General features: G+C 57.9%; 10 protein-coding genes and 1 pseudogene. 2 read left to right on the top strand and 9 right to left on the bottom strand.

Going from position 1 to position 12,818, the window contains the following annotated elements:
- Positions 1-198: 198 nt before the first annotated feature.
- Together AACR93_RS08505 and AACR93_RS08510 are read left to right on the top strand one after the other, a co-directional pair.
- Complete coding sequence (locus AACR93_RS08505) at positions 199-387, top strand: DUF3283 family protein (RefSeq protein WP_029303587.1); 189 nt, start codon at positions 199-201, stop codon at positions 385-387.
- Between the two features lie 170 nt (positions 388-557).
- On the top strand, positions 558-842 hold the full coding sequence (locus tag AACR93_RS08510) for an acyl-CoA synthetase (RefSeq protein ID WP_113721844.1): 285 nt from the start codon (positions 558-560) through the stop codon (positions 840-842).
- A 54-nt stretch (positions 843-896) separates the two neighbouring features.
- Here the strand turns inward: AACR93_RS08510 and AACR93_RS08515 are convergent, their stop codons facing one another.
- The 9 genes and pseudogenes from AACR93_RS08515 to AACR93_RS08555 all read right to left on the bottom strand — a co-directional run.
- Positions 897-3,995: a type I restriction endonuclease subunit R gene (locus AACR93_RS08515; RefSeq protein ID WP_043850488.1), complete on the bottom strand. Its 3,099-nt coding sequence runs from the start codon at positions 3,993-3,995 to the stop codon at positions 897-899.
- Positions 3,996-4,028: 33 nt separating this feature from the next.
- Positions 4,029-5,357 (bottom strand): McrC family protein, encoded by a 1,329-nt coding sequence (locus AACR93_RS08520; RefSeq protein WP_043850489.1) that lies wholly within the window; start codon positions 5,355-5,357, stop codon positions 4,029-4,031.
- Positions 5,354-7,774: an AAA family ATPase gene (locus AACR93_RS08525; RefSeq protein ID WP_043850490.1), complete on the bottom strand. Its 2,421-nt coding sequence runs from the start codon at positions 7,772-7,774 to the stop codon at positions 5,354-5,356. Before AACR93_RS08525 ends, AACR93_RS08520 begins: the two co-directional genes overlap by 4 nt.
- Positions 7,771-9,063, bottom strand: a complete 1,293-nt coding sequence (locus tag AACR93_RS08530) for a restriction endonuclease subunit S (RefSeq protein ID WP_082044082.1) — start codon at positions 9,061-9,063, stop codon at positions 7,771-7,773. The genes AACR93_RS08525 and AACR93_RS08530 overlap by 4 nt, the downstream gene beginning before the upstream one ends.
- Positions 9,053-10,903: a class I SAM-dependent DNA methyltransferase gene (locus AACR93_RS08535; RefSeq protein ID WP_043850491.1), complete on the bottom strand. Its 1,851-nt coding sequence runs from the start codon at positions 10,901-10,903 to the stop codon at positions 9,053-9,055. The genes AACR93_RS08530 and AACR93_RS08535 overlap by 11 nt, the downstream gene beginning before the upstream one ends.
- Positions 10,904-11,338: 435 nt before the next feature.
- Positions 11,339-11,743: a type IV toxin-antitoxin system YeeU family antitoxin gene (locus AACR93_RS08540; RefSeq protein ID WP_082044083.1), complete on the bottom strand. Its 405-nt coding sequence runs from the start codon at positions 11,741-11,743 to the stop codon at positions 11,339-11,341.
- Positions 11,744-11,745: 2 nt separating this feature from the next.
- Complete coding sequence (locus AACR93_RS08545; protein WP_043850492.1) at positions 11,746-12,060, bottom strand: hypothetical protein; 315 nt, start codon at positions 12,058-12,060, stop codon at positions 11,746-11,748.
- A gap of 83 nt (positions 12,061-12,143) precedes the next feature.
- Positions 12,144-12,500: a hypothetical protein gene (locus tag AACR93_RS08550; RefSeq protein WP_043850493.1), complete on the bottom strand. Its 357-nt coding sequence runs from the start codon at positions 12,498-12,500 to the stop codon at positions 12,144-12,146.
- A 1-nt stretch (position 12,501) separates the two neighbouring features.
- Positions 12,502-12,818, bottom strand: a pseudogene (locus tag AACR93_RS08555) (hypothetical protein); the annotation flags it as partial.

The raw sequence follows: 12,818 nt of genomic DNA on the forward strand, positions 1-12,818 counted from the left end.
CTGGGAAAGCCGCAAGAGGCGCGGTGCAAGAACAGCGGGATGGTCACCTCGGCGGGTGATGGGTCTGGGGTTAACAGCTTCATGGCAAAATACCTGTGTTTATATACAGGCATTATAGCGCACCACCTTTGAACCAGCGCAAGTCCCGCATGCCAGTGATGGCGTACCATGGCGCCAACAAATAACAAAGAGGTCAGTATGAGTCACAATCTGTGTGCTCTACCGAAAGAGCAGCAAGAACGGGTCGAGGTCGAGAAGGCCGCCGCATATGCGGTATGGAAGGAGCGCAACGGTCACTTGGCCAGCGCAGAAAGCGAAGCGAACCAACATCAAGGTGAACTGGGTCGCTACTTCCTTGAAAAGGTCGCCTACTTCAAGTCGCGCTGACCCTATCAACACGTTCATCGGTGGCTATGCAGGTCACTAGCAACAAACCGCATTCCAAACAACTTAACGAGGTACGTATTGTGACGGCATTGGTAGTCAACTTGGTAGAGACCTACTCCAGCCGAGGTGCTTACAAGGGCGCCATTAGCGCTTGGCGGGTTTCAAGTGATATGGCCAACAAAATCTCCACCGTCATTGGGGTTTACAAGTCTCAAGTCGTGGTTGTCATCGAAGGCTGCCAGCTGAAACTCTCGACACCTGATGCCAATGAACTACACGATGACGGGTGTGATGGTCGTTACTTCGTGGTCGGTGGAGACGTTTACGAAGACACCAAAGCTTGGCTAAAGCCGCATCCGTGGTTATTCAAGTCACTGGCCAGCGTACAAGGCCCACGCTACCTGAGCCTCGAAGAGGCCAACCAGATACCTTCAGGCAGCGTCATACTGAAGTAAGCCATATCTACACATCTTGATAGATAAGGTGAGGGAGGCTCGCGCCTCCCCCACTCAACACCACACCTCACACAAACTCTCAGCCTGTGCCAGCACCAACTGGGCAGCTTCTTCCTGCTGGTCTGGCGGGTACTTGTACTTGCGCAGGATGCGCTTGACCATCAGCCGCAGTTTGGCGCGCACACTTTCGCGGCTGCTCCAATCCACTGTGACGCTACGGCGCAGGTTGGCGGTGAGCTCATGGGCTATCTTGGCCAGTATCTCGTCACCCAGCTCACGCACAGACGCCTCATTGTTGGCAAGGGCATCATAGAAGGCAAGCTCGTCATCGTTGAGGCCCAAGGCCTGCCCCCGCTTGCTTACGGCGGCGAACTTCTTGGCCATGTCGATCAGCTCCTCGATCACCTGCGCGGTTTCGATGGAACGGTTCTGATAGCGTGCGATCACCTTGGTCAGCATCTCCGAGAACTTCTTCTCCTGGGAGAGGTTGGTCGCGAACTTCGACTTGATCTCCCCCTCCAGCAGTCGCTCGAGCAGCTCCACGGCGAGATTGCGCTCCGGCAGGTTGCGTACCTCGGCTAGAAACTCATCATCGAGTAGGCCGATGTTGGGCTTGTCGAGACCGACCGCTTCAAACACATCGACCACATCACCCGATACCACGGCATTGCCGATGATCTGGCGAATAGCCAGGTCGCGCTCTTCGTCAGTCTTCTTCTTCCGGGTGACCTCTTTCTTGGTCAGCAGCACCTTGACCGTCTGCAAGAAGGCCACTTCTTCCCGCACTGCCTTGGCCTCGTCGAGGGTGCAGCAGAGGGTGAATGCCTTGCTCATCGCCAGCGCGTTATCGGCAAAGCGCTTCTTGCCATCCTCAAGGCCAAGAATAAAGTTGGCGGCCCCGGCGAGCAGCTTGTGGCCCCCGGTGAGGTAGTCGCTGTAATCAAAGCCATGCAGCAGGGCGCGCAGGATATCGAGTTTCTCCTCCAACACCGCGTAGGCCTCATGGGCATCGACGGTCGGCTTGCCCCGTCCTTTGCTGGCGGTGTACTCCTTGATGGCGCTCTTGAGCTCGTTGGCGATCCCGATGTAATCGACCACCAGCCCGCCTTGCTTGTCCTTGAACACCCGGTTCACCCGTGCAATCGCCTGCATCAGGTTGTGGCCCTTCATCGGCTTGTCCACATAGAGGGTATGCACGCAGGGCGCATCGAAGCCGGTCAGCCACATATCACGCACGATGACCAGCTTGAGCGGGTCACTCGGGTCTTTGAACCGCTTCTCCAGCCGTTTCTTGACCAAGGCTGGATGAATATGGGGGCGCAGCAACGCCTTGTCAGAGGCGCTGCCGGTCATCACGATCTTGATGGCCCCCTTGTCGGGGTCCGGGTCATGCCAGTCGGGGCGCAAGGCTACCACGGCATCATACAAGTGCACGCAGATCTCGCGGCTCATGGCCACCATCATCGCCTTGCCATGCTGTGCCTGATTGCGCTCTTCAAAGTGGGCCACCAGATCGGCGGCCACCCGCTCGATCCTGGGCTTGCTGCCTACCACCTTCTCCAAGGCGGCCCAGCGTGACTTCAGCTTGGCCTGCTCACCCTCTTCCTCATCCTCGGCCAGCTCATCTACCTCGTCATCGAGGTGGGTCAGTTTGTCGGCCTTGAGCGACAACTTGGCGAGGCGCGACTCGTAATAGATCGCCACCGTCGCGCCATCTTCCTTGGCCTGCTGCATGTCATAGACGTGGATGTAGTCACCAAACACCGCGCGGGTATCCCGGTCTTCGCTCGATACTGGGGTGCCGGTAAAGGCCACAAACGTCGCGTTGGGCAATGCGTCGCGCAAGTGTTGGGCATAGCCGACCTGATAGCGCGCCGCGCCCTCGGCAATCTGGTTGGGCAATTTGAGTGAGGCGCTGAAACCGTACTGGGTGCGGTGCGCCTCATCGGCAATCACCACGATGTTGGCGCGCTCGCTCAGCACCGGGAAGGTGTCTTCATCCGCGCCGGGCATAAACTTCTGGATGGTGGCAAACACAATGCCGCCGGAGGGGCGGTTGGCCAGCTTGCTGCGCAGATCGCCGCGGGTCTCCACCTGCACCGGCTGCTCGCGGATCAAATCTTGCGAGAGTGAGAAGACCCCGAACAGCTGGCCATCAAGGTCATTACGGTCGGTAATCACCACGATGGTCGGGTTCTCCATCGCCGCCTCGCGCATCACCCGCGCCGCAAAGCAGGTCATGGTGATGCTCTTGCCGCTGCCCTGGGTATGCCACACCACCCCGCCCTTATGGCTACCACCGGGGCGCGACGCCGCCACCACCTGGGTGATCGCCGCGCGCACCGCATGGAACTGATGGTAACCGGCGATCTTCTTGACCAACCGGCCGTCATCTTCAAACAGCACGAAGAAGCGCAGGTAATCGAGCAACATGGCCGGGATCAGAATGCCGCGCACCATGGTCTCCAGCTCGCCAAACTCGCCGTAGGGGTCGAGGTTGACCCCATCCACCGTGCGCCACTGCATAAAGCGTTCGGCATCCGCAGACAGCGACCCCATCCGCGCCTCGCTACCATCGGAGGCAATCATGATCTCGTTGTACTGGAACAGGTCGGGAATCTGCTCCTTGTAAGTCTGCAGTTGGTCGAATGCCTTCCAGATGTCGGCATGCACGTCGGCCGGGTTCTTGAGCTCCAGCACAACCAGCGGCAACCCGTTGACGAAGAGGATGATGTCTGGGCGTCGGGTGTGCTTGGGCCCCTTGATGGTGAACTGATTGATGGCCAGCCACTCGTTGGCGGCGGGGTTCTCGAAGTCAACGAGGCGGACAAAGTCCCCCACCGTCTCGCCATCCCGCTGGTACTGGACTGGGACCCCATTCACCAGCAGGCGGTGAAACGCCCGGTTGGCCGACAGCTGCGCCGGGGTATCGAGATTGACCACCTGCGCCAGCGCGTCTTCACGCGCTACCATCGGCACAGACGGATTGAGACGTGCTATCGCGTCTCTCAACTGGTCAAGCAACAGCACCTGATTGAAGTTCGCACGCCACGGGTTATCAGAATCGGGGGCCACATCGTAGCCACACACCACACGATAGCCCACCTCGGCCAACCACCCCAGCACCTCTTGTTCCAACTGATCTTCGGTCATGCACCATCACTCATCAACAGGGAGAAACGCCCGTCAGGCGGGCTCGGCGGGTCTCAGTGGCAAGCGCAGTTCGCACGCAGAATCCGCCCCCGGCTGGTATGGCAATATCAGCCGGTGGGACGAACTGGCAGCCAAGTCAAACGGCAAGACCCACAACGTCAGGCGGGCATCATAACAAAAAGGTTCGAGTGGAACTTTGAGCTGGCTCCATGATGGATAAATCAATACCAGATGACCATCATCCTGCTCGGTCAGGTACTTGTGGCCATAGGCAAACAGTTGGTAGAGGTCACCCTGGCTAATGCTGTACTTGCCGTCACAGTCGCTGCTATCGAGCCGCTTCCACTTCACATCCATCACCCAACGCTTGTTGCCGTGCAGCAACAAGAGGTCCGGCTGTAACCGGAACATCTGCTTGCCTTGCTGGGTGCAAAGGTACTGACTGGCCACCTGGGCCTTGAGGTTGGCGTCGGGCAACAGCTGTTCACGCAGGCACGACTCTACATAGCGCTCGAACAGCTTCTCCATGGGGAACAGCAGGCTGATGCCGCGCCACTCACCATTCAGAGCACTCGGCATGGCACGATAGAGGATGAGCTCACACCACGGCCGAACCCCTTGATAGTGAGCCATCAAGCGGTCATGTCGCCACAGTCTGAAATCCCCTTCCACATCGCGGCTGGCAGGCACATCCACCAGCAAGTGGCGCAGCTCCTGTGCCAACCGCCAGTTGTCCGGGTGCTGAGTCGCATTGGCGACGGTCTCCAGCGCCCGCTTGAGCAGCCGGTTCTCGGCCCGGTCGGGCAAGAAGAGGTCGTAACGTAACGCAAAGTGGTGGCCCCGGCCCGGTGGCTGGCGCATCTGCCGGGCGACATCCAGCTGACCACGCAAGAACGGCTCGGTCGCCTCAAGACGCTGATAGTCACTGCGCACGCCGCGTTTGACCAGCTGATCGAGCTCGGCCAGAAAGCGCGCGATAACCCACTCGTTGAGCGGCATATCAAAGCGATCCAACGACGCCTCCGCCGTTTCACGGGGTGGCAGATCCAGGGCTCGTTCCAGCATCCGGCGGATCAACTCACGACCATCCTCGAGTGGGTCATCCTCATTGGCGGTCTTGGGCAGGATCTCGATCACCTGCCCGGTGGGGGTCTCTATCACCCCCACGTAGTTGTCCAGTTGCAAGGTCCGGCTATCTTCCACCTGCGCAAGAGCGGGTGCATGGCTTACCTTGTAGCGCTGGCTCAACTGACATAGCCAATCGAAATCAACCGGGTCTATATGGGCAAGCGTCAGCGTATCAACATCGTTATCTCTAACGGTTAGCCGACCATACTCACGAACCGTGATGGGAGCCTTCACTGCGCCCCCTTGTCACCCTCGATGGTCAAGGCATAGGCCTCAATACGCGTAAACGCCTTCTCATTGATGCACCAACGTTGGCGCTGCCCCCCAACCGCTATATCACCAAGCAGGGTCTTGATATCGAGTTTGGGAGGTGTGAGGAACATCGCCTCAGCGCGGCTCTTGCGATGATCATTGAGCACCCAGGCGATACGCTGCCAGTCCTCAAAGAAGTACTCCTGCAATAGCGGCAGGATCTGATGCTGGAAGATGTATCCCAACTGCGCCAAGGTTGGCTTTGCAGTCGCTTTGAGCGGCATAAAGTAGGCATGACCGAGGCAATGGTCGCGGTCCAACAGCACCTCGATGCGCTGGTTCAGCGTGTGCAGCAAGCGGCCTACGTCTACCTTGTGCTCCTCATCCTCGATGACCACGCCATTAAGCAGCTCGGCCCTGGGCGGCATCTCTTCAAACACAAAGCGGCGACGCAGCGCGATATCGAGTCCGGCCAAGGAGCGGTCAGCGGTGTTCATGGTGCCGATAAGGTAGAGGTTGTCCGGTACGCTAAAGGGGCGTTTGGAGTAAGGCAGAGTAGTGGTCAGCGCCTCGCTTGCCCCAGCTCGCTTGCTTGGCTCTATCAGGGTGATCAACTCACCGAATATGCGTGAAACGTTGCCACGGTTGATCTCGTCGATGATCAATACGCGTTTGTTTGATGGTGTCGCGCCCGCTTCACTCTGCGACCCAGCTTGTGATGCTGTGGCATTGACCAGAGCAAGCAGCTTCTCCGGGATCAAGGTCGGTGCCTTCAACTCATAGAGCGTCATCTGGCTAAAGCGGCCGTTGATCAGCTCGCTACTAGGTAAAGATGGGGTGAACTGGCACAGCCACTTGACAGGGCGAACCTGAGCGTAACTCTTGCCGTACTCGGGGTGCGGCTTGCATTGGTAGTCTCCAATGATTTCGCCAATGGCTCGGAACTTGAGATTACCGTCGGTGACTACGACCAAATCGCCCCGTTTCATGCGGGTAACCAAGGTCAGCACGCTGGTAACGTTGTAGTCATATGCGTTGTCAATCTTGCCAAGCGATTGCTCCAGCAGCGCCTGCACCTCTTCACGGTTATTGCACTTGCTGTAATCATGTTCGCCACCATACCCCAGACGGATCACCCCCTCCTCAATGCAATCATCAAAGATGTGGGCATCATCCCCTTTGGTATTGCCAAGCGACATCTTCCAGACCCGGCGTCCCTCCAACGTCATCGCCTCATGGCTGTCGCTGCGCGTGACTTTGGCGGCCACCGCGTCACACATGCGCTTGAAGACGCCATCAACCACGTCATAAGTCAGTTGACCGCTGTCTCCATCACTCTCGGCACGGATCCCCTCCACAAAGTCTTCATAACTGAAGCTCTGGTGGAAGGTCACAAAGTCGATACGCCCCTCCTTGACCAGCTCATCAAAGCGCGCTTTAAGCGCCTTGCGGGCCTCTGGGCTCACATCATCGTCGTGTTGTGCCAGACACTCGGGGTCGAGAATAGCCATCGCCTTGTTGATGGTGTGGTAGGTCTTGCCGGTGCCGGGCGGACCGAAGAGGATCTGGTTCAACGGCGCGTTGGTCTTGGGCATCACCGGGTTGTCGTTTGCTTCGCTCATGGTGTCATCCTCATCATCACTCCCGCTATCGTCCTTGTCTGCCTTTGGTGGTGCCAGTCCCAACGACTCGTCATACAGGCCCAACATAAAGCCATATGGGGTCAATTCAGGTAACGACTCGCGGGCCAGATCGTAATAACGCATCAGGCGCTGCATACGCGCCATCGGCTGGTGCTTGGCGGGGATATCCTCCTTCGGCCACCCCAACACCGTCAGAAAGTGCCCAAGATGCTCACACGACGAGATGGGCAGCATCCGCTTGGGGTGATAGCAGGCCACCAGCCGCAGCTTGCGGCCGTGCCCCATAGTGACGCGCGGCTCGACGCCTGCCTGCTTGTAAAGAGCCTCGTCATTATCAATCCAGCTCAGGTCACCATCAGGGTCGGCAGTGGCTACGCAGTGCTGCACCTTGAGGGTGTAACGCAGCGCCCCTTCATCACCCAACTCGGCCAAGCGCTGGTGCTTGTAGACGGCACCATCTTTCTGGAAGTAGAGCAGGTGACCACGGGACGTACCGGGCATATAGCGGGCCAGCACGGGTTGCAGACCACGCTCAATCCACCAACAGAACGAGTTGCCATCCCCCTTGCCTACGCAGTACTGCTCAAGCGTTAGGTTAGGCAACGAGTCGAGCGGGAACTGCTCTATAAATTGGCGATAGAGCTCGCTCTGTGCGCTGTCGAAGTGGGCTCTGTCGCCCATCGTCTTGAGCTGAGCCAACAAACGCGGGAAGTGTTCATTGGTAAAGGCAGTGGCGTTTACAACAGCGGCCGTCATACAGCGAGGTCCTTCAGTTGTTGTTCGGCATCCGACAAGCGCAGTTGACCGGAGATCAGGCGGGGTAGCAGGGTATCGCGCAAGTTGGCGAGGGTTTGGGCTTGCTCTACGTTCGCCAACATTCGAGCAATCATCGGCTCAATCAGAATGTAAAACTGCTCTGCGACTTCACTAGGAGGAATGGTAACTTCGTAAGCAGCCAAGTCTTTCCAATTGATTCGCGGCATCTTCGCACCGTTTGAAAGTCGATCTGCATAGGCGATGAGTTCATCGCTGAAAAGATGCATGGCCACGTAATGGTGATAAGCCGTCTGTTTTGCTTTACACACCAAAATATCGGTAGAGCAAACACCTTCAAATGGTGCAATGACAACTTTGTGGAAATATGGCCGTAGCTTACCGAAAAGAATGTCATTTCGCTCAAATGCAGATTTTGCGCTCGCTAGTTCTCCTGCCGTTCCCCACGAGTCCAAGCCAAGTTGTTTGCGTGGAATATGCTCCAGACCAACATACAAAGTTTCAGCTGACAACTGCTCAGGTTTTATTTGTTTTCGCGATGTTTCAGCAACATCACCGAGTACACCGACATCCCACCCCTTCGGTATCTTGCCAAGCGCGGACTCTTCGACGCTGTCGGGGAACAGGGCGGCGACCTCGGGGGTCAGACCTGCTGGTTGCTCGCCACGAGCACGGGCATGGACCGGGTCGAAGTCAACAAACCACGACTTAAATAGCGCCTGAACGATAGCCTCCAGTGTGGCGTTGGTCTCGCGCAGTAGGGCGATACAATCATCAAGAGTCTTTAATACGTCGACCAGAGCCACCTGAAACTCTATCGGCGGCAGCGGAATCTTCAAAGCCGCGATTGCTTTGCCTGTGAGGTGCTTGATAGTTGTGCCAGTGAAGTGTTGTTCTAAAAGCCCAGCCTTCGCGGCATAGCAGAACCAGTAGTAAAGAAAATAGTTGTTTAAGTTTCCCTTCGGCCGGATGCGATGCAGTGCTTTCTGAATCTTCATGCGGGGGGAATTAGTTCCTGTCCAGATCGCACAACGACCTGGCTCTCCACCTTCGCATACAATCAAATCTCCTGACAAAAGCCCGTAACGTTCTTCTTCGTGGGGTTCAAAACGCATTTCAGCCAGATTCACAAGGTCGAAAGTCCCCCAACGGACATTACTGTTTCCAAGGTAAGGCTCGGGGGTACCCTTGTTCTTTTTTACATCGAGCATTTTTCCAAGACAGGCATCAACGTGATCTCCCAATCGCACTTCGGGCCATTCAGATCTCATACCCCAGCCCCCCCAACTTCTGCTTGATCAACAGATCCAGCTCAGCGCCCTTGGCCATCTGGTCGCCAAGTTGCTTGGTCAAGCGCGCCATCTTGTCGGCAAAGGCCTCATCGTCCTCCTCCACCTCTTCGGCGCCCACATAGCGGCCGGGGGTCAATACATGGCCGTGCTCAGCAATCTCGGCCAAGGTTACGCTGCGGCAGAAGCCCGCGACATCTTCGTAAGGCTGCTCGCACTCCCCGTCCCCTTTCCACGCGTGGAAGGTATCGGCGATACGGGCAATCGCGCTCTCATCGAGCTCGCACTGCACCCGGCTGATCATGGTGCCCAGCTTGCGGGCATCGATAAACAGCACCTCGCCCTGGCGGCGGGTCTTGTTCTTGGCAAGGAACCAGAGGCAGGCCGGGATCTGGGTGTTGAAGAACAGCTGCCCCGGCAGGGCCACCATGCACTCCACCACGTCCGCCTCCACCATGGCACGGCGAATGTCGCCCTCGCTATTCTGGCTGGAACTCATTGAGCCATTGGCCAACACGATACCGGCGCGGCCAGTTGGCTTGAGGTGGTAGAGCATATGCTGCAGCCACGCATAGTTGGCGTTGCCCGCAGGCGGCGTACCGTAGACCCAGCGCGGATCCCCCTCGAGGCTACCATGCCACCAGTCGCTGATATTGAACGGCGGATTAGCCAGCACGAAGTCTGCACGCAAGTCAGGGTGCTGGTTTCGGGTGAAGGTATCACCGTTTTCGCGCCCGAGGTTGTAGTCCATCCCCTGGATGGCGAGGTTCATGGCAGCCAGCCGCCAAGTGGTCGGGTTCGACTCCTGACCGTAGATGGAGACATCACCCAGCTTGCCGCCATGGGCTTCGATAAACCTCTCCGACTGCACGAACATGCCGCCTGAACCGCAGCAGGGGTCGTAGACCTGACCATGATGGGGAGCAAGTACCGCCACCAGCGTCTTGACGATGCTGGCAGGCGTGTAGAACTGGCCCCCCTTCTTGCCCTCGGCACTGGCAAACTCGCCAAGGAAGTACTCGTAGACCTGCCCCAGGATGTCGCGAGCTTCACCGACATCACTGCCAAAACCAATCTTGGAAACCAGATCCACCAGCTCGCCGAGCTTGCCATCGGGCAACTGGGCTCGGGCGTAGCGCTTGTCGAGGATGCCCTTGAGGCGGGGGTTCTCCTGCTCGATCAGGGTCAGCGCATCGTCAATGCGCTTGCCGATATCGGCCTGCTTGGCATGGGCCCGCAGCCCCTCCCAACGGGCCCCTTCCGGTACCCAGAAGGCGTTCACCTCACGGTAGTAGTCGCGGTCTTCCAGCTCCTCGGCCAGCAGCTCATCGTCACAGTCGTAGAGGAAGTACTCGTCGCTCTCATCGGCAAAGCGGCGGGTCAGCTCGGCGCGACGGGCGGCGAAGGAGTCGGAGATGTACTTGAGGAAGATAAGGCCCAGCACGATGTGCTTGTACTCGGCGGCGTCCATGTCGGCACGCAGCTTGTCTGCGGCAGCCCACAGGGTCTTCTTCAGCCCCTCGATACCGGTAGCTTGCGGCTCATCCTTGGCCTGCTTAGCCCTGCCACTGGCCTTCGCTTTGCGTGGTGCAGCCACGGCGGCTTCGCCTTCCAACACCCGGAGCACAGCACCGCCCCGCCCGCGCCCCTTGCGCAGTACGCCCTGTTCCAGCAGGGTCTCGCGTGCGGCGGTAAAGTCCTCATCGGTCAGGTCGCTGAATTGGGCTTTCAAGGTTTCCATCAAGGCTTGGTTGCCGATGCTGCTGCCATCTTCAGGAACGGCGGCCAGCAGCGCCTGGCTGAGCTCGTTGGGGTCGGTCATGGGGTTCTCCGGTTATGCGTGTTGCCATCACAACCCACCTGCGCGAAAGCCAAGGTGAGGATGCGGGCCAAGTTGTCAGACTGACGGAACGGCCAGTGCCGGGCCTTACGGGCACAGCAGGGACCTATCCAGGGTGGAGGGTCAACAGAAGGCGATGCAGCCAAGGTGATGCATCGGCGAGAAAAAGTCCGGCCCGTCAGTCGTCTATCCGTTATCTGGCGGGCAGTTTATACAAATGAACCCCGCAGCACTATGCGTAATGTCACGCGAAAGGTGATCACTGCGCATCGTTGTTATTGCAGAGATGAAATGGTCAACGTCTCACGTTAGCGGGCAAAAAAACAAAGGAAAGGCCATGAATTGGCCTTCCCCACGACCTATCCCATTAATCACGGATGAGTAGGTGCCAAAATGTAACCACAAGCGGATTGGTGGTCACGTCTTGCGCTTAGGATTGGCGTCCATGTTCGTCGCTGGGTAAATGACTAAGTAGACATAGCCGTGGCTGCCAAGGGTATCGGCTTCGCAGGTAAAGCCTCCATGCTGGATAGTGATACGCTGCTGACGTCGGGCATCCAGTTCGCCTGTCAGCAATTTGCCCTCCAGTTCTTTGATGAGGCGAGGAAAGGCAATTTCCAGCTGGTCTATTGCCTCCTTTGCCCATTCACCTACCAGTGATGCCCGATCTGACAGAAAGTGCAGACGATGATGCTCTTGAATGAGACGAGCGCCAAAGCGCGGCGTCACGGTATGGGGCAAGCCCCACTGCGCAAAAATCCGGGTGGGGTGGTCTGGCGCTGCGGGTTGTTGGTCCTGGGTGTGGATGGTTGTCGTGGTCATGATTAGCGATACCTCAATTGGGTGTGGATGATTGTGCCGGGCACATTGTGGCGCTGGCGCAGTCTGTTCAGATGCTCCGGGAGTTCTGTCAGACTGGCCAGTCGCCCCCGGTAGAGCCGGGAGAGATTGACGTAATCGGGATGGCTCACGGTGATGGTTACCTGATGCCCAGGCTGCCAGCGGCCAAATAGACGGGCTTTGGCCTCTTTGATGGTGGTGATGCCGGGAGCGGATAACGTCTGCCGGTTACGCAGATGCAGTTTATTGAGCTCGGGGGCATAGCGATGCACTTCGAGCCCGATGATTAGACGGGTCATGTTCGATGATTCCAGTGTTGCAAAGGGCCAGCCTGTGAAGGCTGGCCCTTTATGCTGTGTGTGGATGAGCGAGACGGTTGGCGTCAACGAGCGCAGTCAGCCATCTCATTGATAACCAGTTTGCCATTCAGCCGGTCCAGCAGGTGCAGCGAGCCGTATTGAGCCACCAGCCGGTCTATGGCCATCTGGGCGCATGCCGTTCTGCTGGGCTTATTTTCGGGTATTGCGTAACGAGCGGTGAGCCAGCCACCGAGCAGGGCGATGCGGTATCCGCTCGGGATGTGAGTGAGGGACGTTCCTATCCCCCTACCGTGAATGAGGAAAGGCACGGCCTGGCCGCCGATGCCGATATCGATGCGTTGGCCCTTAAGCTCAAAGGTGGTGATCTCGCCGGTTCGCGGATGTTTGCCGGGCACCTTGATGGTGATGTTCTTAGCCATTTCACACCTCCGGTTTGGCTTCAAAATGGTGGGTCACCGTGCCCGCTTCCGGGTCGATGCTGATAAACGCCGGGGCTTGCGGGTGGTACTGGTAGAGCCGCGCCAGCTCGGTACGAAACGCCTCAACGTTTGGCGCAATCACATGGTGGGTGTCGCCCTCTGCGTAGGTAAAGGTCTCCAGCCTTTCTGTGTTAATCCAGATGCCGAAGTACCACGCATCTTCTTCGGTGTCGTACTGCTGCCAGCCCTGAGCCAGCAGTGTTCGGTCGTAATAGTAGCGGTCAGCCTGATGGCTACCCCGGTCGATGCGGCAGCCGG

It is taken from the genome of Aeromonas sp. L_1B5_3 (assembly GCF_963866575.1).
In the GTDB taxonomy this organism is placed as follows: domain Bacteria; phylum Pseudomonadota; class Gammaproteobacteria; order Enterobacterales; family Aeromonadaceae; genus Aeromonas; species Aeromonas jandaei.

Bases quoted from the DNA above. Each gene is read 5' to 3' on its own strand.
- AACR93_RS08505 (WP_029303587.1), top strand. From the start codon at position 199: ATGAGTCACAATCTGTGTGCTCTACCGAAAGAGCAGCAAGAACGGGTC.
- AACR93_RS08510 (WP_113721844.1), top strand. From the start codon at position 558: ATGGCCAACAAAATCTCCACCGTCATTGGGGTTTACAAGTCTCAAGTC.
- AACR93_RS08515 (WP_043850488.1), bottom strand. From the start codon at position 3,995: ATGACCGAAGATCAGTTGGAACAAGAGGTGCTGGGGTGGTTGGCCGAG.
- AACR93_RS08525 (WP_043850490.1), bottom strand. From the start codon at position 7,774: ATGACGGCCGCTGTTGTAAACGCCACTGCCTTTACCAATGAACACTTC.
- AACR93_RS08530 (WP_082044082.1), bottom strand. From the start codon at position 9,063: ATGAGATCTGAATGGCCCGAAGTGCGATTGGGAGATCACGTTGATGCC.
- AACR93_RS08535 (WP_043850491.1), bottom strand. From the start codon at position 10,903: ATGACCGACCCCAACGAGCTCAGCCAGGCGCTGCTGGCCGCCGTTCCT.
- AACR93_RS08540 (WP_082044083.1), bottom strand. From the start codon at position 11,743: ATGACCACGACAACCATCCACACCCAGGACCAACAACCCGCAGCGCCA.
- AACR93_RS08545 (WP_043850492.1), bottom strand. From the start codon at position 12,060: ATGACCCGTCTAATCATCGGGCTCGAAGTGCATCGCTATGCCCCCGAG.
- AACR93_RS08550 (WP_043850493.1), bottom strand. From the start codon at position 12,500: ATGGCTAAGAACATCACCATCAAGGTGCCCGGCAAACATCCGCGAACC.